Origin of the sequence: Pseudomonas sp. SF2 (genome assembly GCF_036858055.1) — a bacterium.
Classification (GTDB): Bacteria; Pseudomonadota; Gammaproteobacteria; order Pseudomonadales; family Pseudomonadaceae; genus Aquipseudomonas.
The window spans coordinates 148,952-168,690 of record NZ_JAMBDI010000018.1; the positions used below are offsets into that span (position 1 = coordinate 148,952).

At 62.6% G+C, this 19,739-nt stretch carries 17 protein-coding genes; 2 read left to right on the forward strand and 15 right to left on the reverse strand.

The genetic code is table 11. The features are described 5' to 3' along the window. Positions 1 to 4: 4 nt before the first annotated feature. Both M2S36_RS12285 and M2S36_RS12290 read right to left on the reverse strand, forming a co-directional pair. A complete protein-coding gene (locus M2S36_RS12285) occupies positions 5 to 1,048 on the reverse strand; it encodes an SDR family oxidoreductase (RefSeq protein ID WP_333957214.1) in 1,044 nt (347 codons plus the stop codon). Positions 1,049 to 1,051: 3 nt separating this feature from the next. Further along, complete coding sequence (locus M2S36_RS12290) at positions 1,052 to 1,474, reverse strand: ester cyclase (protein WP_063911391.1); 423 nt, start codon at positions 1,472 to 1,474, stop codon at positions 1,052 to 1,054. A gap of 118 nt (positions 1,475 to 1,592) precedes the next feature. On the opposite strand from M2S36_RS12290, the gene M2S36_RS12295 reads away from it, so the two are divergent. Next, the gene (locus tag M2S36_RS12295; RefSeq protein ID WP_233687245.1) at positions 1,593 to 2,495 is read left to right on the forward strand and encodes a LysR family transcriptional regulator; all 903 of its coding nucleotides are present in this window, start codon (positions 1,593 to 1,595) and stop codon (positions 2,493 to 2,495) included. Positions 2,496 to 2,511: 16 nt separating this feature from the next. Here M2S36_RS12295 and gltS read toward each other — a convergent pair whose 3' ends face one another. From gltS to arcD (M2S36_RS12330), 7 genes are all read right to left on the reverse strand, one after another. Continuing rightward, the gene (gene gltS / locus M2S36_RS12300; protein ID WP_207835994.1) at positions 2,512 to 3,708 is read right to left on the reverse strand and encodes a sodium/glutamate symporter; all 1,197 of its coding nucleotides are present in this window, start codon (positions 3,706 to 3,708) and stop codon (positions 2,512 to 2,514) included. Positions 3,709 to 3,966: 258 nt separating this feature from the next. Beyond that, a complete protein-coding gene (locus M2S36_RS12305) occupies positions 3,967 to 5,475 on the reverse strand; it encodes a sigma-54-dependent transcriptional regulator (RefSeq protein WP_063911752.1) in 1,509 nt (502 codons plus the stop codon). A 183-nt stretch (positions 5,476 to 5,658) separates the two neighbouring features. Further along, positions 5,659 to 6,027 (reverse strand): DUF5064 family protein, encoded by a 369-nt coding sequence (locus tag M2S36_RS12310; protein ID WP_063911394.1) that lies wholly within the window; start codon positions 6,025 to 6,027, stop codon positions 5,659 to 5,661. A gap of 56 nt (positions 6,028 to 6,083) precedes the next feature. Further along, positions 6,084 to 7,013, reverse strand: a complete 930-nt coding sequence (gene arcC, locus M2S36_RS12315) for a carbamate kinase (RefSeq protein WP_063911395.1) — start codon at positions 7,011 to 7,013, stop codon at positions 6,084 to 6,086. Between the two features lie 180 nt (positions 7,014 to 7,193). Then, entirely contained in the window at positions 7,194 to 8,204 is a 1,011-nt protein-coding gene (locus M2S36_RS12320) for an ornithine carbamoyltransferase (protein WP_063911396.1), read from the reverse strand. A 69-nt stretch (positions 8,205 to 8,273) separates the two neighbouring features. Further along, the gene (arcA, locus tag M2S36_RS12325; protein ID WP_063911397.1) at positions 8,274 to 9,527 is read right to left on the reverse strand and encodes an arginine deiminase; all 1,254 of its coding nucleotides are present in this window, start codon (positions 9,525 to 9,527) and stop codon (positions 8,274 to 8,276) included. A gap of 33 nt (positions 9,528 to 9,560) precedes the next feature. Beyond that, a complete protein-coding gene (gene arcD / locus M2S36_RS12330; protein ID WP_207835966.1) occupies positions 9,561 to 10,988 on the reverse strand; it encodes an arginine-ornithine antiporter in 1,428 nt (475 codons plus the stop codon). 436 nt (positions 10,989 to 11,424) lie between these two features. Here arcD (M2S36_RS12330) and arcD (M2S36_RS12335) point away from each other — a divergent pair, with 436 nt between their 5' ends. Beyond that, positions 11,425 to 12,852 (forward strand): arginine-ornithine antiporter, encoded by a 1,428-nt coding sequence (gene arcD, locus M2S36_RS12335; protein ID WP_063911399.1) that lies wholly within the window; start codon positions 11,425 to 11,427, stop codon positions 12,850 to 12,852. Here arcD (M2S36_RS12335) and M2S36_RS12340 read toward each other — a convergent pair. The 6 genes from M2S36_RS12340 to gap all read right to left on the reverse strand — a co-directional run bounded on the left by M2S36_RS12340 (position 12,832) and on the right by gap (position 19,695). Next, positions 12,832 to 13,248, reverse strand: a complete 417-nt coding sequence (locus M2S36_RS12340) for a YbaN family protein (protein WP_063911400.1) — start codon at positions 13,246 to 13,248, stop codon at positions 12,832 to 12,834. The genes arcD (M2S36_RS12335) and M2S36_RS12340 overlap by 21 nt on opposite strands. Before the next feature lie 54 nt (positions 13,249 to 13,302). Then, positions 13,303 to 13,896 (reverse strand): biliverdin-producing heme oxygenase, encoded by a 594-nt coding sequence (locus M2S36_RS12345; RefSeq protein WP_207835947.1) that lies wholly within the window; start codon positions 13,894 to 13,896, stop codon positions 13,303 to 13,305. Between the two features lie 222 nt (positions 13,897 to 14,118). Then, positions 14,119 to 16,722 carry a TonB-dependent receptor gene (locus M2S36_RS12350; RefSeq protein ID WP_333957216.1) on the reverse strand — a complete coding sequence of 868 codons (2,604 nt, stop codon included), beginning with the start codon at positions 16,720 to 16,722 and terminating at the stop codon, positions 14,119 to 14,121. A gap of 226 nt (positions 16,723 to 16,948) precedes the next feature. Beyond that, positions 16,949 to 17,911 carry a FecR family protein gene (locus tag M2S36_RS12355; RefSeq protein WP_207835929.1) on the reverse strand — a complete coding sequence of 321 codons (963 nt, stop codon included), beginning with the start codon at positions 17,909 to 17,911 and terminating at the stop codon, positions 16,949 to 16,951. A gap of 71 nt (positions 17,912 to 17,982) precedes the next feature. After that, positions 17,983 to 18,495, reverse strand: coding sequence for an RNA polymerase sigma factor (locus tag M2S36_RS12360; RefSeq protein ID WP_207835917.1), 513 nt, complete (start codon positions 18,493 to 18,495; stop codon positions 17,983 to 17,985). A gap of 198 nt (positions 18,496 to 18,693) precedes the next feature. Beyond that, positions 18,694 to 19,695, reverse strand: coding sequence for a type I glyceraldehyde-3-phosphate dehydrogenase (gap, locus tag M2S36_RS12365; protein ID WP_063911405.1), 1,002 nt, complete (start codon positions 19,693 to 19,695; stop codon positions 18,694 to 18,696). Positions 19,696 to 19,739: the final 44 nt, after the last annotated feature.

Here is a 19,739-nt window from a genome sequence, read left to right on the forward strand (position 1 = left end):
GTAACTACTTCCTTGTCCTGGTGGGCGCGCCCTGTTGTTCAAACCAGCCGTGATCACGATACCACGCCACGGTATCGGCGATTGTCAGCTCCAGCGCCCGAAAGCTCAGGCCAAGCGCGTGTTCGCTTTTGCTGTGGTTGAAACGCGTACGATCCTTTTCCCGTACCAGCAGGCGCAGTGTGGACAGGCTTAGCAGGATGGGCTTGCCGGTGAGCCGCGCATACATTTCCTGCACTGCGGCCAGGCAGAACAACAACGGCAGCGGTAAATGCCGTGCTGGCGTTCGTACGCCTGCCAGACGGCCCACTATTGGTACCAGTTCAGCCATGGTCATATGCCGGCCCGCAGCCAGGTAGCGTTCACCGCTTCGCCCTTGTGTAGCAGCGGCAATGTGCGCCAAAGCCACATCGCGGGCATCGACCACCGAGAAACTGCCCGGGATCAAGCCAGGCAGTTTGCCGTGCACGACATCGTTGACCAGTTGCCCGGACGACGTAGGGCCGATGTCGCCAGGGCCCCACATCCAGCCTGGGAGCACCATACAGGCGTGCATGTCGGAGTGGGCTTCGAGAAACGTAGCCACGACGCGGTCGGCGAGGATCTTGCTGCGGTAGTAGTCATCTGCATCTGCTTCGGCCCGCAGGCATGTCTCATCGATGGACGTGCCGGGTGCCCCGTCGAGCACTGCAATGGACGAGGTGTGGATGAACCGCCGGATGTCGGCCTGGTAGGCCTGTTCCAACAGGCGGCGGGTACCGGTCACATTGACCTGCTCGAGTGCTTGCCAATGGCTGCCGCCTTTGTAGTTGTCACGAAAGAACGCCGCAGTATGGAACACCGTGTCGCAGCCGCGCAGCGATGCCGCGAAGGCGTCGACATCGGCCATGTCGCCTTCGACCAGCTCCACTTCGGGCATATCACCGAACTGCTGTTCCCCCTTTGCTCTTGACCGCACCAGCCCTTTGACCTTGTAGCCACGAGCGACCAGTTCGCGGACCAGGTTGTTGCCCAGCAAGCCGGTTGCTCCGGTGACGAATACATTGCGCATGGCTCAACCCTCGTGCTGTTCGGCAGATGGCCGCAACATGGCGCTGTCGAAAAATACCGCTTCGCGAATGGCCAGGCCGTTCCTGAAGGTGAAGTGGGCCGCATAGTGCACGCACACCCGACGCCCATGGGCCGGAACGATCACACCTGCTGGCAGCAGCAGCGGGGCAGCGAAGGTGCCGGTCAGGATGGCGGTCATTGCCAGCCGATCGTCCGAGACCATGAATGGGGTCATGGTCACCAGGGCATCAGGGAATGCGCTGAACAGCGCCATCTCGCGTGCGCGCATGGCTTCGCGCCCGGTTTGGGTCGTCATGCCATCCAGGTACACGAAGTCTTCGTCGACCAATGCCAGCAGCCCTTGCACATCACGCTGGTTAAAGGCGTTGGCGGCTCGCTGGGCATAATCCTTGGGGCTAGTCATCATGCAATCCATTCCATTCGTTCAGAGGGGCCCAAGGTATACGCCGGCGGTTGCTGTCGAAAAACAGCGCCTACCGCATAATGGCTTTGCGTATTTGCAAACCAGGGAGAGGCCAGCGCATATGGCATTGCAGGAAAACTGGGATGATCTTCGGCTGCTATTGGCCGTATGGCGACGGGGCAGCTTTCTTCGCGCTGGCGAGTTGCTGGGTATTGCACCCTCGACCGTTTCGCGTCGCCTGACCCAGCTTGAGGCCGCGTTGGGTGAGCCACTGGTCGAGCGAGGCGTAGAGGGATGCAGGCTGACTTCGCGCGGCCAATCGCTGGTCGAAGTGGCCCTGGCCGCAGAAGCTGGCCTGCGGCGCCAGACGCGTGCAGGCGATGCCGAGCTGCCTTGCGAGCTCTCGGGCACTGTTCAGGTGAGCGCAGGGGAAGGCTTCTCGACTTGCGTACTGGAGGCAGCCGATCGCTTCACCGGCCTACACCCGGGTTGCTCGGTGGAGCTGACCGTGACCGCCGACTTCCACAAGATCGTCCGGGGGGTGGCGGACATTGCCGTGCGCACGGCCCACCTGGGGGAACCCTCACTGATTTATCGGCCGATAGGCCGGCTTGGCTATGGTGTGTTCGCCGCTGCTGGTTACTTGCAGCGGTTTCCGGGGGTTACCCCAGCGACGGCGGCCAATATCGGCCTGCTTCCGCCGCTGGATGTGTTGCCGCAAGTCCGTGCGGCAAAGGCGGGGGGGCTGGAACGTGCGCCTATCCGCGTGAACTCGTTCAGCGCACAGTTCGAATCGGTGAGACGAGGCATGGGGGTGGCGGTACTTCCCCGGATTTTGGCCAAGGATTTGATCGAGTTGTTCGTCGACCTTCCCATTCCAGATATGGACGTCTACATGGTGACCCGGCCACAGGCGTTGAAGCAGCCTCACATAAAGTGCTTTTTCTCGATTCTGGAGAAAATGCTGCACCAGGCCCTGTCTACGGATCCTGGGCAGCACCTGGCGGAGCAACATACCGGCTGAGTGTTCAGCGTCTGGCTCAAAAGAACGGCAAGGCCAGATACAGCTTGATGACGATGACATTGATGATGTCGATGAAGAACGCCCCCACCATCGGCACCACCAGGAAGGCGATGTGCGAGGCTCCGTAGCGCTGGGTCACCGCTTGCATGTTGGCAATTGCCGTCGGCGTTGCGCCCAGGCCGAAACCACAGTGCCCGGCGGCCAGTACTGCTGCATCATAGTTGCGGCCCATGACCCGGAACGTGACAAAGATCGCAAACAGTGCCATGACCAGTGTCTGTGCGGCGAGCAATACAAAGAACGGTAATGCCAACGCCGCCAGGTCCCACAACTTGAGCGACATCAAGGCAATGGCCAGGAATAACGACAAACTCACATTGCCCAATACCGAGACCTCCCGCTCGAAGACATGATAAACGCCGAATGCCGAAAGGCCGTTTCGCAACACCACACCCACGAACAGCACGCAAACGAATGTTGGCAGTTCAAACGCAGTGCCTTTCAACAAACCGTCAAGTAACGAACCCGCGAGCAAACTGACAGCGATCAGCGCCAGTGTTTCGATAAATGAAAACGATGTAATCAGGCGCTCTCTGTCCGGTTGTTCGAAACCCTTGGGCAGTTGCGGTGCAGTTTCTTCGATGCCCGGTGTTCTTACCCGTTTGATCAGTAGCCGGGCGACCGGGCCGCCAATCAGGCCGCCCAGCACAAGGCCGAAGGTAGCGGATGCCATTGCCAGTTCGGCGGCCGAGGCCAGGCCAAACTTCTCGGAGAAAGTCGCCCCCCACGCAGCGCCTGTGCCGTGGCCACCCGACAAGGTGATAGAGCCGGCCAGCAGGCCCATCAGCGGGTCGAGCCCCAGTGCCGTTGCCAGGCCGATGCCCATGGCGTTCTGAACCAGCAGCAAGCCGGTTACCACCAACAGGAACACGGTAACCACGCGGCCACCTTTTTTCAGGCTGGCGAAGTCTGCACTCAAACCGATGGTGGCGAAAAATGCCAGCATCAGGGGGGCTTGCAGTGAGGTATCGAATTGCACGTGGACATCGAAACTGCGCAAGGCCAAGAGTGCCAAGGCCACTAACAGGCCGCCTGCGACAGGTTCCGGTATGTTGTAAGTGCGCAAGAAGCCAATGCGTGCGACAAGGCCGCGCCCTAATAACAGTACTAAAGAGGCGGCTACAAGCGTCCCGTAAAAATCGAGTTCAAACATCAGGTGCTCTCGTTATATCCAGTAGCGAACCACTTCCCGCTCTGGGGCGGATAAGCGGGGTGACAGGTAGGATTACACTGTCACCATTCTACGAGGCATGCGTGGGAGAGTATCTTTCATCGGCGTAGGAAAAGCCTGAACAACCAACTGGATTATTCCAGCAAACTATCAGGCTTTAACCTACGACCTGTCAGTTACTTAATTTGGGGCCGCTTTGCGCCCATCGCCGGCAGCCCCGTTAGCGATATCTGACAGGCACTAGGCTTTGCCCGGTATTCCATATTTGCGCAGGCGCTGGGCAATGGCGGTATGCGAGGTCTGCAAGCGCCCGGCCAGTTGCCGGGTTGAGGGGTAACTGGCATACAGGCGTTGTAACAGCTCGCGCTCGAAATCGCCCACGGCCTGTTCCAGGCTGGCCACTTCGCCGTCCTGGCCACGGGCCACCGAGGTGCCGGCGATGTCCAGGTCACCGATATCCACCAGGTTGCTTTCGCAGATGGCTGCGGCGCGGAATATCACGTTTTGCAGCTGGCGCACATTGCCCGGCCAAGGGTTGGCCAGCAGTGCCGAATGGGTGGCCGGGGTCAGCCGGCAGGCGGGGCGCTGGATCTGCGTACAGGCCTGCTGCATAAAGAAATGCGCCAGCATCAGGATGTCCTGGCCACGGTCACGCAGCGGCGGCACCTGCAGGTTGAGCACGTTCAGGCGGTAGAACAGGTCTTCGCGGAAGCTGCCTTCGGCGACCATGCGCTCCAGGTCGCGGTGGGTGGCGCTGATGATGCGTACATCCACCTTCACTTCGCGGTCGCCACCCACCCGGCGGAAGCTGCCATCGCTGAGAAAGCGCAGCAGCTTGGCCTGCAGGTACGGCGACATTTCGCCGATTTCATCGAGGAATACCGTGCCCTGGTTGGCCAGCTCCATCAGCCCGGGTTTGCCGCCCCGTTGCGCGCCGGTGAAGGCGCCGGGGGCGTAGCCGAACAGTTCGCTCTCGGCCAGGCTTTCGGGCAGCGCGGCGCAGTTCAGGGCCAGAAATGGCGCCGCGTGGCGGCTGCTGATGGCGTGGCAGGCGCGGGCTACCAGTTCTTTGCCGGTGCCGGTTTCGCCATGCACCAGCAGCGGCGCATCGAGCGCCGCCACGCGCAAGGCGCGGGCCTTGAGGGTGCGGATGGCCGGTGACTCGCCGAGCAAGGCATCCAAGCCTTCGGCATGGTCGTGGTGCATGGCCGACAGGCGCTCGCCCATGCGCGTGGGTGGGTACAGCGTCAGCAGGCCACCGGCGTTGGTGATCGGCATGGCGTCCAGCAGCAGGCTCTGGCCGTTGAGCTGCATCTCGCGCATGGGCAGGTGGAAGTTGTTGTCCAGCAGGGCCTGCAGCAGTGCCGGGTCGCCGAACAGTTCACCCACCGAGCGCCCGGCCGATTCGCGGCCGCACAACTCGATCAGCGCGGGGTTGGCCAGCAACACCTTGCCGGCACTGTCCACGGCCAGCACCGGGTCGGTCATTGCCGCCAGCAGGGCATCGAGCTGCAGGTGCCGGCGTTGGCCAGGGAGGATGTCGACCACGTCCACCGATTGCACGCCATGCACCTCGAACAGCGCATCGTGCAGTTCTTCGAGCACGGCGGGGCTGAGGGTAGGGGCGTCGATGTAGACGTTCGGCGGGACCATCTCCACGGCGTCCAGGTTGAGGTTGCGGGCACCGAGCAGGGCGAGGACTTCCTGGGTGATGCCGACGCGGTCGATGAAGCTGACGTGGATGCGCATGGGGAGGGTGAAGTGGTGGCCGGGGAGGGCGGTAGTATGCCTCAACATTGTCGGGGCCGCTTTGCGGCCCTTTCGCGACGCAAGGCCGCTCCCACAATATTGCACAGGCCTTGAGGTCAGCGGCCAACCTGTGGGAGCGGCCTTGTGTCGCGATGGGCTGCGCAGCAGCCCCCGGTTCCTGAATTACTCCAGATGCTCAGGCTTGATCGGGTCGCCCGACTTCACATCCAGCTTTTCGCGAATGTCCGCGAACATATGGTCATAAAGCTTGTGCGGCGAACTCAGGTTCTCGAATTTCTTCGGTGGCGTCAGGTACGACTGCGCCTTGCGGGTCAGCAGCATGAGGAAGCTGGGCAACACCTGATCCTTGGCCAGGAAGAACTTTTCTTCGACTGGCTTGCCTTCGATGCTGCCATGCATCTTGAACTGGATACCTCTGCCTTCCTTGGGATCCGACGCGGCTTCGTATTCGATGTTCAGGTCATAGCTGTGGTCGTTCTTGTTCAGCGCGGTGCGCTCGATGTGTACATGACCGGGCTGGTACTGGGCCATGGCAAGCTCCTTTGGAAGGTCGAAAATGGCGGGCGCCTGGCGCCCGCCCACTGCATTCAACGGTAGCTGATCCCCGGCTTCGCGGTGGAAACGCGTGTGCCGGCGGTGCCTTTGACGATGTCTTCGATGTTCTCCAGCGAACTGATGACAGCCACTTTGCCGGTATTGCGGGCAAAGTCGCAGGCGGCCTGCACCTTCGGCCCCATGGAGCCGGCGGCGAAGCCGAGGCGTTCGAGTTCGTCGGGGTGTGCCTGGGCGATGGCTTTCTGCGTGGGTTTGCCCCAGTCAATGTAGGCCGCATCGACGTCGGTGGCGATTATCAGAAGGTCGGCGTCCAGTTGCTCCGCCAGCAGGGCCGAGCACAGGTCCTTGTCGATCACCGCCTCGATGCCCTTGAGCTTGCGGTTCTCATCATACATGGTGGGGATACCGCCGCCGCCGGCGCAGATCACGATGCTGCTCTTTTCCAGCAGCCACTTGATCGGGCGGATCTCGAAGATGCGCTTGGGTTTCGGGCTGGCCACCACGCGGCGGTACTTGTCGCCGTCGGGCTTGACCACCCAACCCTTTTCCTTGGCCAGGCGCTCGGCTTCTTCCTTGCCGTAGACCGGGCCGATGAACTTGGTCGGGTCCTTGAAGGCGGGGTCGTTGGCGTCCACTTCGACCTGGGTCAGCAGGGTGGCGAACGGCACTTCAAAGGCCAGCAGGTTGCCCAGTTCCTGTTCGATCATGTAGCCGATCATGCCCTCGGTCTCGGCACCCAGCACGTCCAGCGGGTAGGCCTCGTCGGGCTTGTAGGACAGGCCCTGCAGCGATAGCAGGCCAACCTGCGGGCCATTGCCGTGGGCGATGACCAGCTCGTTGCCTGGGTGGATCTTGGCGATCTGTTCGGTGGCGGTGCGGATATTGGCGCGCTGGTTGTCAGCGGTCATGGGCTCGCCGCGACGCAGCAGGGCGTTGCCGCCCAATGCAACAACGATACGCATGGGGAATGTCCTTTAACGAAAAGAAGGGAGCGCTGCGCTCGACCGGTATCGCCGCCCCTTGTGGGAGCGGGTTTACCCGCGAAAGCGTCAGCCCATGCAACGCGGCTGGTGCTACTGACGCATTCGCGGGTAAACCCGCTCCCACAGGGATCCGGGTTGCCCGGCTTGCCGAGTCAGCCTTTACAGGTCAGCCAGGGTCGACACCAGGATCGCCTTGATCGTGTGCATGCGGTTTTCCGCCTGCTCGAAGGCGATGCAGGCCGGCGACTCGAACACGTCGTCGGTCACTTCGATACCGTTGGCCAGGTCCGGGTACTGTTCGGCGATCTGCTTGCCTACCTTGGTTTCGGAGTTGTGGAACGCCGGCAGGCAGTGCATGAACTTGGTCCGTGGGTTACCGGTGGACTTCATCAGCTGCGCATTCACCTGATACGGCTTGAGCAGCTTGATGCGCTCACCCCAGGCTTCGATCGGCTCACCCATCGATACCCACACGTCGGTGTGCACGAAGTCCACGCCCTTGACCGCGGCAAGCGGGTCTTCGGTGAGGGTGATGCGCGCGCCGCTTTCTTCCGCGTATTTCTTGCAGCGTTCGACCAGGTCGTCATGCGGCCACAGTGCCTTGGGCGCGGCGATGCGCACATCCATGCCGAGCTTGGCGCCGATCAGCAGCAGCGAGTTGCCCATGTTGTTGCGGGCGTCGCCCAGGTAGGCGTAGCTGATGTCGTGCAGCGGCTTGTCGCTGTGTTCACGCATGGTCAGCACGTCGGCGATCATCTGGGTGGGGTGGTATTCGTCGGTCAGGCCGTTGAACACCGGTACGCCGGCGAACTTGGCCAGCTCTTCGACGATTTCCTGCTTGAAGCCACGGTACTCGATGGCGTCGTACATGCGCCCGAGCACGCGGGCGGTGTCCTTCATGCTTTCCTTGTGGCCGATCTGCGAGGAGGTCGGGTCGATGTAGGTGACATTGGCGCCCTGGTCATAGGCGGCCACTTCGAAGGCGCAGCGGGTACGGGTAGAGGTTTTTTCGAAGATCAGCGCGATGTTGTTGCCCTTCAGGTGCTGCTGCTCGGTACCGGTGTACTTGGCGCGCTTGAGGTCGCGGGACAGGTCCAGCAGGTAGCGCAGCTCGCGGGTGCTGTGGTGTTCCAGGCTGAGCAGGTTGCGGTTGTGAATATTGAACGCCATGACTTTTCTCCTTGAGTTTGGTGAACACACCGGCCGCCGCTTTGTGAGGGCGGCCGGGGGTAATGGGCGTTAGTAGTCGATCGGGTCGCGCACGATCGGGCAGGTCATGCAGTGGCCGCCGCCCCGGCCCCGGCCCAGTTCGCCGGCGCTGATGGTGATGACCTCGATACCGGCCTTGCGCAGCAGGGTGTTGGTGTAGGTGTTGCGGTCGTAGCCAATGACCACGCCCGGCTCGATGGCCACCACGTTGTTGCCGTCATCCCACTGTTCGCGCTCGGCGGCGAAGCTGTTGCCGCCGGTCTCGACCACGCGCAGCTTGACCCCCAGTTGCTCGCCTACCACTTCGATGAACGACTTGTTGATGCGGCGCACGTCCATGCCGTAAGGCTTGCTTTCGTCCGGACGGATGATGAACGGCACGATCTCTTTGACCACTTCCGGGAAGACCGTGACCAGGTCGCGGTCGCAGAAGCTGAACACGGTATCCAGATGCATGGCGGCGCGCGATTTCGGCAGGCCGGCGACGATCACTTCCTTGACGGCGCCCTTGGCGAACAGGTTCTGCGCAAGTTGGCCGATAGCCTGACGCGAGGTGCGTTCGCCCATGCCGATCAGCACGATGCCCTTGCCGATCGGCATGACATCGCCGCCCTCGAGGGTGGACTGGCCATGTTCCTTGTCCGGGTCGCCATACCACACCTGGAAGTCGGCGTTGGTGAACTGTGGGTGGAACTTGTAGATGGCGGTGGTCAGCAGGGTTTCCTGGCGTCGCGCCGGCCAGTACATCGGGTTGAGCGTGACGCCGCCGTAGATCCAGCAGGTGGTGTCGCGGGTGAACTGGGTGTTGGGCAGCGGTGGCAGGATGAAGCTGGAGTGGCCCAGGTAGTCGTTGTACATCTTGACCACCTCGGCGCCTTCGCTCTGTGGCAGGTCCTGCCCGGCGACGCCGCCGATCAGGAACTCGGCCAGGTGGCGCGGCTCAAGGCCTTCGAGCCAGCTGCGTACTTCGTTGGTCAGGCCGACACCGACGGTGTCGGAGGTGATCTTGCGATCGAGGATCCACTTCAGTGCCTCGGGTTGCTGGACGATGTCGGTCAGCAGGTTGTGCATCTCCAGCACATCCACGCCGCGCTCGCGCATCTTGGTGACAAAGTCGAAATGGTCACGCTTGGCCTGGTCGACCCAGATCACATCGTCGAACAGCAGCTCGTCACAGTTGCTTGGCGTCAGGCGCTTGTGCGCCAGGCCCGGCGAGCAAACCATCACTTTGCGCAGTTTGCCGGCTTCGGAGTGGACACCGTACTTCTGTTTTTCAGCGGACATGGTTTCATTCCTCCAGTTGAACGAAGACGTGGGTCAAAGGGTCAGGAAGCCGTCGTACAGGCCAAAGGCTGCCACCAGGGCGCCGATGACCACGGCTGCGAAGATCAGTTTTTCCACGTTGGTGAAGACAGGTTGGCCAACCTCACGCTTGGCCTTGGCGAACAGGATCGCGCCAGGTGCGTAGAGCAGGGCCGAGAGCAGCAGGTATTTCACGCCGCCGGCGTACAGCAGCCAGATGGCGTACAACAGGGCGATGCCACCGATCACCAGGTCCTTCTGGCGTTCGGCCAGGGCCTGTTCGTAGGTTTCGCTACGCACTGCCAGCAGCACGGCATAGGCTGCCGACCACAGGTAGGGCACCAGGATCATCGATGTGGCCAGGTAGATCAGCGACAGGTAGGTGCTGTTGGAGAACAGCGTGATCACCAGGAAGATCTGCACCATGGCGTTGGTCAGCCACAGGGCGTTGGCCGGTACCTGGTTGGCGTTCTCGCGGCGCAGGAACTCCGGCATGGTGTGGTCCTTGGCGGCGGCGAACATGATCTCGGCGCACAGCAGCACCCACGACAGCAGTGCCCCGAGCAGCGAGATGATCAGGCCGACGCTGATCAGCACCGCGCCCCAGTGGCCGACCACATGCTCCAGCACGGCTGCCATCGACGGGTTCTGCAGCTTGGCCAGTTCCGGTTGGGTCATGATGCCCAGCGACAGCACGTTGACCAGCACCAGGAACAGCAGCACGGTGACGAAGCCGATGACCGTGGCCTTGCCCACGTCAGAGCGTTTTTCCGCCCGCGACGAGAAGATGCTCGCACCCTCGATGCCGATGAACACCCATACGGTGACCAGCATCATGTTGCGCACCTGGTTCATCACGCTGCCAAGCTCTGGCGTGCCAACCCCCCAGATGTCGGCGGTGAAGATGTCGAGCTTGAAGGCGAACAGGCAGATCAGGGCGAACAGCAGCAGCGGCACCACTTTGGCCACGGTGGTGACCAGGTTGATGAATGCCGCTTCCTTGATGCCGCGCAGCACCAGGAAGTGCACGGCCCACAGCAGCACCGACGCGCCAATGATGGCGGCCGGGGTGTTGCCTTCGCCGAAGATCGGGAAGAAGTAGCCCAGGGTGCTGAAGAGCAGCACGAAGTAGCCGACGTTGCCCAGCCAGGCACTGATCCAGTAGCCCCAGGCCGAGGAGAAGCCCATGTAGTCGCCGAAACCGGCCTTGGCGTAGGCATACACCCCGCCATCCAGGTCAGGCTTGCGGTTGGCCAGGGTCTGGAACACGAACGCCAGGGTCAGCATGCCGACCGCGGTGATGGCCCAACCGATCAGTACAGCGCCAACCCCAGCGCTGGCAGCCATGTTTTGCGGCAGCGAGAAGATCCCGCCACCAATCATCGAGCCGACGACAAGTGCAACTAGCGCGCCGAGTTTTAGTTTTCCGGATGAATCAGACATTTAACAACTCCTGCCAGGAGAAAGTTGACGACAGAGTAAATCCGACGCCGCGGCCATTCGCTGACTTGGGTCAGTTCATGGCGACGTGAAGTAGGAAAATTCCTTCACGAAGCTCCTGGAGAGTGCCGACAACTTCTGCTGCAGGCCTTGCACGCTGGCACCTCCATGTCCTTCTAGAGCAAACGCTCTGTTCAGCCTGCGATGCTTGAAGCTAGCCGCTTTTGCCGCTTTCGCAAATTTTTCACAAGAATTTCGAGTTTTATCAGGTTCTTTTCTAGTTGCTCGGGAGCTGCTAGTTTTTTGTCAAAGGGTGGCATAGACAAAGCAGTTATTAGTGCTATAGCTTCATCGATCAGGATCCTTATAAGTAACATCGTGTATATGGCGCGCATGGCTGTTTCAAACCCATGACAGCGCGCAAAAAAAAGGAAGGCTCATGAGCGAACCGGGACAGAAGCTGCGCCTGGGTGCGCTGATCGCGTTGGTGGTCGGCTCGATGATTGGTGGCGGGATCTTCTCGCTGCCGCAGAACATGGCGGCGCGTGCCGATGTGGGGGCGGTGCTGATCGGCTGGAGTATCACCGCGGTCGGCATGCTGGCCCTGGCCTTCGTGTTCCAGACCCTGGCCAACCGCAAGCCGGAGCTGGATTCGGGGGTGTATGCCTACGCCAAGGCCGGCTTTGGCGAGTACATGGGGTTTTCTTCGGCCTGGGGCTACTGGATCAGTGCCTGGCTGGGCAACGTCGGCTACTTCGTGCTGTTGTTCAGTACCTTGGGCTTCTACTTCCCGGTGTTCGGCGAAGGCAACACGCCAATCGCCATCGGCTGCGCCTCGCTGCTGTTGTGGGCGGTGCATTTCCTGGTGCTGCGCGGCATCAAGGAAGCGGCATTCATCAACCAGGTGACCACCGTGGCCAAGGTGGTGCCGTTACTGATTTTCGTGGTGATAGCGGCATTCGCCTTCCGCGCCGATATCTTCACCCGTGACATCTGGGGCCTGAGCAACCCGCAGTTCGGCAGCGTGCTGGAGCAGGTGCGCAACATGATGCTGGTGACCGTGTTCGTGTTCATCGGCATCGAGGGCGCCAGCGTGTATTCCGGGCGCGCCCAGCGCCGTTCGGATGTGGGCAAGGCCACAGTGATCGGTTTCCTGGGGGTGTTGGCGCTGCTGGTACTGGTCAACGTGCTGTCGCTGGGGGTGATGACCCAGCCGGAGCTGGCCGGGCTGCAGAACCCGTCGCTGGCCTCGGTGCTGGAGCATATCGTCGGGCCCTGGGGTGCCTTGCTGATCAGTATCGGCCTGGCGGTTTCGCTGCTCGGCGCGCTGCTGTCGTGGGCGCTGCTGTGCGCCGAGATCCTCTTCGCCACGGCGCGGGACAAGACCATGCCGCGCTTCCTGGCCAAGGAAAACGCCAACCATGTGCCGGCCAACGCCCTGTGGCTGACCAACTGCATGATCCAGGGTTTTCTGCTGATCACGCTGTTTTCCGCCGGTACCTATACCAGCCTGATCTACCTGGCCTCGTCGATGATCCTGGTGCCCTACCTGTGGTCGGCGGCCTATGCCGTGCTGTTGGCGTTACGTGCAGAAACCTACACCGGGCAGCCGGCCCTGCGCCGCAAGGACCTGCTGGTGGCGCTGGTTGCCCTGGCGTATGCCGTGTGGCTGTTGTACGCCGGCGGGCTCAAGTACCTGCTGCTGTCGGCGCTGCTGTACGCGCCGGGCGTGATCCTGTTCGCCAGGGCCAAGCATGAGCAGGGAAAAACCTTGTTCACCACCTGGGAAAAGCTGATTTTCGCCGCCGTGCTGGCAGGCGCCGCGCTGGCGGCATATGCCCTGTATTCAGGGCTGCTGAGCTTGTGACGGGGCAGGGCAGGCGGCGTGCTCCGGGCGTGACCAGATCCACAGGTTGCCCAGGGTCATGCCGGCGATGGCCAGGAACACCGGCCAGCGGTGTTCCAGGAACGTCAGCATCAGGCCCGCGCACAGCAGCATGCTGAAGGTTGCGCTGACCTTGGCCCGGCGCTGGATCACCTTGCCATTGCGCCAGTTGTGCAGGATCGGCCCGAACAGCCGATGGTTCTCCAGCCAGGCAGACAGGCGTGGCGAACTGCGCGTGGCCGCCCAGGCGGCCAGCAGGATGAATTCGGTGGTCGGCAGGCCGGGAATGACGATCGCGACCAGGCCCACGCCCAGGCTCACGTAAGCCAGGATCGCATACAGCAGGCGGGCGAGTTTCGAGCGGGCGGGTCGGGTCATGGTCTCACTGCATAAAGCGGTTCGGCCACCGGTAGGGTGGCCGGGTACGGTGTGTCAAACCAGCGCGGCATCTGCAGCATAGGCGTGCTTGAGCAGCTCGGTGAAGCGCTCGAAGGCAGCGACTGCGCCGCGTTCGGCAGCGGCTTCCTCTTCGGCCGACAGCGCCAGTTCATCAAGAATGCGGGTGAACTGCTTCCAGCCTTCGGCACGGCCACCGGCCGGTTCGCCCAGGTGGCGGGCACCGAAGCTGTCGGACAGTTCCAGGGCCACGGCACGCTTGATCAGAAACGCAGCGCCCAGTTTGGAGCCTTCGGAGACGAAGATCCAGCCCATTGCCTCGCCCAGGCTCGGGTTGCGCAGGGCACCCGGCACGGCTGGCGGTACTTCGGTGTCGAGGTCGGCGAGGTCCAGGCGTGCCTGTTCGGCGCGGCAGCGCTCGGCCAGGTCGGGGACGATGGCGATCAGTTGCGGGTCGTTGTACAGGGCCTGCAACTCGGCCTGGAACAGGTACTGGGCAACCACGAAGCGGGCGAAGCTTTCACGGCTGTCGAAGGGCGCGTGGGATTTGACCAGGGCATCCAGTTCGGCGTGCGGGGCGTGGGTGATCTGGTTCAGGCGCTGAGAGCGCAGGGCTGGGCGGTCGGTCATGGGGCAGTCCTTGAAAAAAGGGGCGTCTGGAAACAAGACGAAACAGCGGGGGCGGGACAGTAAAAAAAGCCGGTATTTGTGCTGGTAGTGACGGCCTCTTCGCGGGTGAACCCGCTCCCACAGGTATTGCGCAGACCTCGGGCCTGTGATGTCCCTGTGGGAGCGGGTTTACCCGCGAAGAGGCCGGCACTGACGAAACAAACCTGTCAGCGATAATCCAGGTCAGATATCCCAAACCACATTGATGCCGAAGTTGCGCCCCGGCATGGTCAGGCGGTCGATGTTGGCGGGCTGGGTCACAGCCGCTTCACCCTGGCCGTCGTAGCTGCGTACCGAATCCCACTGCCAGTACTTCTTGTCGGTGAGGTTGTACAGGCCGGCGTTGATGGTCACGTCGTCGGTGACCTTGTAGTAACCCGTCAGGTCCAGCACCCCGTAGCCCGGGGTGCGGAACTTGGAACTCGAGCCGTCGGGCGAGTAGAAGGTGCTGTCGTCGACGCGGGTCTTGCGCTTGACCAGTGTCCAGCTCAGCAGGCCGCCGTAGTGCTGTTGCTCGTAACCCAGGCCGAACACGCCCTTCAACGGGTTGACGCTGTTCAGTGGCTCGCCGGTGTCATCGTTGCGGCCATGGGTGTAGGCGATCGAGCCCTGGGTATACAGGCCCTGCGGCGCACCAAAGTGGTCGAGGTTCAGGCGGCCCTTGACCTCGGCACCCTTGATGGTGGCGTGCTTGATGTTGTTGGCCTTGAAGGTTTGCTCCAGGTTGGCGCTTTTTACGGCGTCCTCGTCGATGAAGTCGCGGTACTTGTTGTAGAACACCGCCACGTCGAAGTTGCCGGCGTCGAAGTTGCCACGCAGGCCGGTTTCATAGCTTTTGCTCTTTTCGGGCTCGAGGCCCGGGTTGCCTTCTACGCGGTAGCCTTGCTCGATGTTCTCGAACTTCCCGTACATGGCTTTGGCGCTCGGGGTGCGGAAACCTTCGGCGTACTGGCCATACCAGGTGTAGTTGTCGTTGAAGGCATAGGTCAGGCCGAACTTGGGCGAGATACGGTGCCACTTCTTGTCCGAGTCGTCCTGGGAGGTGGGCGCGGTGCCGGAGGACTCCAGGCCTCGCAGGAATTCCTTGGTGAACCTGGGCTCCATGCGCGTGTAGTCGTAACGAGCGCCAGGCATGAAGGTCCAGTTGTTCCAGCGGATTTCATCCTGCACGAACAGGCTGTAGGTATTCACGGTCGGGTCCGGGAAGTCGCTGACCAGGGCCTGGCCATCTGCCGGGCGCTCGGCGCCAGCGGCGGAGCAACCTGAGCCAACGGCCAGGCAGGTGCCGGTGCCGCTGCGCGAACCGGTGACCTTTTCGTGCTTGAAGGTGGTGCCGTAGGTCAGCAGGTGGTCGGTGGCGCCGAGGCTGAAGGCCTTGTCCAGCTGGGCGTCGAATACCCACTGGCGGTCCTTGTAGGTGGTGTCGCGGGTACGCAGCACCTGACGGCCGGGCGGTGCGTAGACTTCCTCAGTGTGCTGGTCGGTCTTGGCGATCTGGTAGTTCAGGCTCCACTTCACATGGTCGGCGACCAGCGAATCCAGGCCGAACTCATGGTTGATGCCAAAGCGTTCGCGGGTGATGGTGTCGTTGCCATTGCGCGCCTTGTAGTAACCCGAGGCACCAAGGCCGGGAATGAACGGCCCGCCCACCGCACTGAGGATGTTCTGGTCGCGATCATCCTTGTAGCGTTCGTAGGTGAAGCCCAGGCGCGCGTCGTCGGCGTAGTTCCAGCCCAGCTTGGCCAGCACGTTTGTAGTACGCACGTCCATCGGGTTGGCTTCGGTACGGGACAGCCCGTCACCGCCGTGGCCGCCGTGGGTCTCGGTTTCGTGGCCGTTGCGCTGGCTCAGGTGCAACAGGCCGTCGAAGTCGCCCTGGCGACCGGCGACGGTGGCGGAGGTCAGCCAGCTTTCGTCGGCCGAGCTGTAGCCGGTCTTCAGGCGGGCACCTGCATCCTTGCCGGGCTTGATGATGTCATCCGGGTCGAGGGTGAAGTAGCTCACCGCCCCGCCGATGGCGTTGCTGCCATACAGCACCGAGGCCGGGCCGCGGAGGATTTCCACCCGCTTGACGATCTCCGGGTCCACGTAGTTGCGCTGGGTCTGGGCGTAGGGGCCGAAGAAGAAGCTGTCGGGGATCGACACGCCATCGACCTGGGTGAGAATGCGCTCGCCGTCGATGCCCCGGATGTTGTAGCCGTTCAGGCCGCTGCGCTGGCCGGTGCCGGCCACCGATACACCCGGCTCGTAGCGCACCAGGTCCTGGATGTTGTTGACGTTCTGCCGGTCCAGTTCCTCGCGGGTCTGCACGCTGACGGTGCTCGGCACCTGGCTGACGTCCTGGGCACTGCGCGTGGCGCTGACCGTGACCTGTTGCAGGGCGACCACATTGGCGCTGGCCTGGCGTTCGAGCACTACATTGCCGTTGCTGATCTTGCGAAAGCCCAGGCCGGTACCGTGCAGCAGGCGCTTGAGCGCGGCTTCCGGCGGTAGCGAGCCCTGCACGCCTGGTGAGGCCACGCCGTCGGCCAGCTCGGCGCTGAAACCGACTTGCCAGCCAGTGACCTGGCTGAAGGCATTGATGGCCGAAACCAGTGGCTGCTGGCCGATGCTGAAGCGGTAGTCGCCCATGCGCGGGCTGCTGGCCTGGGCCGGCTCGGCGGCCAGCGCCGGCAGGCTGCAGGCGCCGCTGGCGAGCAGGGCCAGGTTCAGTAGGGAAAGGCTCAGGAGGGACGGTTGCCCTCTACGGCTGGGAAGGGTGGAGGGGCGGGTAGGACCTGTGGACATCGGAAGCGCTCCCTGACGCGCGGACTGTTATAGGTGATGGCTGTTCCCGTTTTCAAACGAGAATCAGTTGCATTGGCTATAACGAGACGGGCGGGGTAGCGTGACTGCGTAAAAAAAGTTGGATTGCGGTCTGGCAATCTGTATCGCGATTTCCGTGGGAGCGGGCACGCCCGCTCCCACAGGGACCGTGTCGGGTTTCAGATTTTGCTGAAGATCGATTGGCGGATCAGTTCAGGATGACCAGCGCCGGGTACTCGTGCAGCCGTGCCGAGGTGATGTGGGCCAGCGCGCGCAGGGTTTCCAGTGGCTGGTCGAGGCGGTAGTTGCCGGTGACCGCCACGTCTTCCAGCTGTGCGTTGCGGTTGATGATCCAGCCCGGGTAGTAGCGCTGCACCTCGGCCAGCACCTGGCTCAACGGGCAATTCTCGAACACCAGGCGGCCGTCTACCCAGGCCAGGTCCTTGTGCATGTCGGGGCGCTGGCGCTGGCCAAAGCCCTGTGGGCCAACACTGATGCTGTCGCCGGCACTCAGGCGAATGCGCTGGTCGCGGCTGCCCTGCAGGTCGACATCGCCGCGCTGTACCCGCACCTGTGCCTCGCCGTCGAGGTAGCGCACGGCAAAATCGGTGTCGCGCACCTGCGCGCGCAGCGGCCCGGCCTGCACTTCCAGTGGCAGCAGCGCACCCTCGGGGACCTGGAAATAAGCCTCGCCCTGCAGCAGGCGGGCGATCTGGCGACCGTCACGGTGGTCGCTGGCAAACGCCGAATTGGTGTTGAGCAGCACTTGCGCCCCGTCTTCCAGCTGCAGGCGCTGGCGCTCGCCCACCACCGTCAGGTGGTCAGCCTGCAGGCGCATGGGCAGGTTGCCGAGGGTGAACAGCCCGACCAGCAGCAGCGCCGCCGTGGCCAGGGGTTTCCAGTGGCTGCGCAGGCGCCCGCGCCACGAGCGGCGCTGTTGCTGGTGCATCTGCACGGCCACCTGGTGCAGCGGCGCACCGTTCCACAGGGCTTCTGCCTCGACATAGGCCTCGGCATTTTCCGGTGCAGCGCTTAGCCAGGCTTCGAAGGCCTGGGTGTCCTCGGCGTCGGCGCATTGCAGGCGCACCAGCCAGTCCAGCGCCTCGTCCATGGCACGAGCACGGGCGCTGGGCCCGGCGGGTGACGGGCGAGGGGCAGGGCTGTCGGTCACGGTGAGTCCTTGAATGGTTTTTTGCGAATGATCAAGGCTGAGGCGGGGTGTGGCAAGGGCTTTGCGTAGCCTCACTTGAGGCGGTCGGCGACACCCATGCAGATCGCCATGATCAGTTTCAGTTCCTTCTGTACCGTGCTGGGCGAAACATTCAGTTGTTCGGCGATTTCCAGGTAGGTGGCGCCATGCAGGCGGCTGAGGATGAAGATGCGCTGCTGGCGTTCGCTGAGCTGGTTGAGGCTGACGCTCAGTTGCTTGAGCAACCGTTCGGCATGGGCGGCATCCTCGCTGCTGGTGGCCGGCGCGGCCACGCTGTGCAGGACCTCATCGGGCACGTCGTCGACCAGCATGCGCGATTGCACCCGGCGCGCGCGCAGGTGGTCGAGGGCCAGGTTGCGCGCGGTCTGGAACACGAACGGTTCGATGTGTTCGATGGGCCGCTCACCGAGGGCGCGGGAAACCCGCAGGTAGGTTTCCTGCAGCAGGTCCTCGGCCGTGGTGGGGTTGCCCACCATGCGCTGCAAAGTGCGCAGCAGGGTAAGGCGCTGGACGAGGAAGACAGAGTTGAACCGGGACTGACTCACGGGGGGACCTGGCCGACGAAAGGTTAATGATAATGCTTATCATCTATCTCGAAGGTCAAGCCTGGAAATGTTAGGAAAAGGTAAAGATTGTGAGTATTGGGCGCAGAGGCGCTCGCCACGGCATTATCAGTGCCTGTGAGATCGAGCGCCGCCCGCGCGGCGCTCGATCTCACAGGCGGCAAAAATGCCATGTCATGCTCAACGGGCCCGGCACAACGCCAAACAGTTATCCAGCATCCGGTTGCTGAACCCCCACTCGTTGTCATACCAGGCCAGCACCTTGAGCATGCGCCCGTTGGCCCGGGTATGGTTGGCATCGAAGATCGACGACAGCGGGTTGTGGTTGAAATCGCAGGAAACCAGCGGCAAGGCGTTGTAGCCCAATACCCTGGAATGCTTGCTGGCCTCGAGGAACAGCTGGTTGACCTGCTCGGCCGTGGCCTCGCGCTTGAGGTTGACGGTGAGGTCCACCAACGACACGTTGATCACCGGCACCCGTACCGCCATGCCGGTCAGTTTGCCGGCCAGCTCCGGCAGCACCAGGCCCACGGCCTCGGCGGCGCCGGTCTTGCTCGGGATCATCGACTGGGTCGCGGAGCGCGCACGGTAGGGGTCGCTGTGGTACACATCGGTCAGCACCTGGTCGTTGGTGTAGGCGTGGATGGTGGTCATCAGGCCTTGCTCGATGCCGAACTCGCGATGCAGCACCTGGGCAATCGGCGCCAGGCAGTTGGTGGTGCAGGAGGCGTTGGAAATGATCTGGTGCGAGGCCCGCAGGATGTCGTGGTTGACCCCGTACACCACGGTGGCATCGGCGCCTTTGGCCGGTGCCGAGACAATTACCTTGCCAGCCCCCGCGGCCAGGTGTGCGGCGGCCTTGGCGCGCTCGGTGAACAGCCCGGTGCATTCGAACACCACGTCGATCGCTTCGGCCTTCCAGGGCAGTTCGGCCGGGTTGCGGATGGCGCTGACCGCGATACGGTCACCATTGACCGTCAGGCTCTCGTGGTCGGCCTCGACGCTGGCATCGAAGGTGCCGTGCACGCTGTCGTACTTGAGCAGGTGGGCATTCATGGCGCTGTCGCCCAGGTCGTTGATGGCGACGACCTGCAGGTCCTGGCGGTAGCCTTGGGTATACAGTGCGCGCAGGACGTTGCGCCCGATGCGGCCGAATCCATTGATGGCGATGCGTAGGGTCATGGCAGTACCTCTGGCAGTCCGAGTGAAACCTGTGGCAAAAAGGA